Genomic DNA, 1024 nt, shown 5'->3' on the forward strand with positions numbered 1-1024 from the left:
TCGGGTAGGTCGTGCGCCGCAGGCGTGCGACATTCCGGACCGGTCCCGGCGGCGTCGCACACGGCCTGCGGCCGTGCACGAGCTATCCGGGTGGTGCCCGGGCGCGACGATATCGTCTGGCGGGCGCAGCCGGCCTTGTACCAGTTCGGGGTTGAGGGGGTACGCGGCTAGCGGCGCCGGGCGGCGAACGGCGTGCCCGCGTGGTAGTGGCGGCCGGCCGGCACCGCGGTCCGTGTCGGCCGGCGCGTCAGGGCCACGGCCAGCGCGGCGCTGACGTGGCCCGCCAGCCATTCGCGCAGCGCCGGGCTCGGGCGATAGCGCAGCACGGGCGGCGCCGGTGTGCGGTGTCCCCGTTCGACGACGTCATAGAGCACCGGCGGCCGGGGCCGGCGTCCGGGGGCGGTCGCGGTTCCGTGCGACATGCTTGTGATCCTTCCCCGTGGTCCTGCCGTGCGCGCAGGCGCGCACGGCTTCCATACAGTGGCCTCATTATGGGTCGCCGCGTCGCGGTGTGTAGGCCTGTGCGACGGTTTCGTGCGGTAGGCCACACTCCGGCCGGGCCGGTGTACCGCTATAACGTGTGGTTGGTGGGCGTGACGCCCGCGTCGCGATAGCTACGGAACCGCGCCCGGGCCGGCCGGCGGGTCTCGTCGTCGGCGGTGACGATCTCCGCGACGCGCTCGAAGCCCTGCCAGTCCGGCGGGATGGCGTCGGTGAGGTTCACCAGCACGTCCCGCCGCGGCACGTCGCTGCCCCAGGCGATGACGACGGCGTCCGTGTCATCCGCCTCGCGGGCGAGGGCGTGGGGCACGAAGCTGCCCTGGCGGAAGCTCCAGAGCATGTCGTCGAGCTGTGCCGCGGCGGCGCTGTCGCCGGCCAGGATGGTGACGCCGAACGCCCCGCGGTAGGCCTTCTCGGCGAGCCGGCAGGCGAAGTGCGCACGCGCCTCCGCGCCGGCCTCGCCGAGAATGTAGAAATCGACCTGCACGTCAGCAGCGGTCGATCAGGTAGCGCGTGAGCAGCG

2 protein-coding genes are annotated in these 1024 nt (G+C 73.4%); both read right to left on the reverse strand.

Features of this window, described 5'->3' with window-relative positions; genetic code table 11:
• Nucleotides 1-167 precede the first annotated feature (167 nt).
• Complete coding sequence (locus tag G7A99_RS20915; protein ID WP_163143822.1) at nt 168-422, reverse strand: hypothetical protein; 255 nt, start codon at nt 420-422, stop codon at nt 168-170.
• 149 nt (nt 423-571) lie between these two features.
• Nucleotides 572-988 (reverse strand): DNA polymerase III subunit chi, encoded by a 417-nt coding sequence (locus G7A99_RS20920; protein WP_018717194.1) that lies wholly within the window; start codon nt 986-988, stop codon nt 572-574.
• Nucleotides 989-1024: the final 36 nt, after the last annotated feature.

The organism is Arhodomonas sp. KWT, from assembly GCF_010993615.1.

What these genes read in the sequence shown, in the direction of transcription:
- G7A99_RS20915 (WP_163143822.1), bottom strand. Translation starts at nt 422, where the DNA reads ATGTCGCACGGAACCGCGACCGCCCCCGGACGCCGGCCCCGGCCGCCG.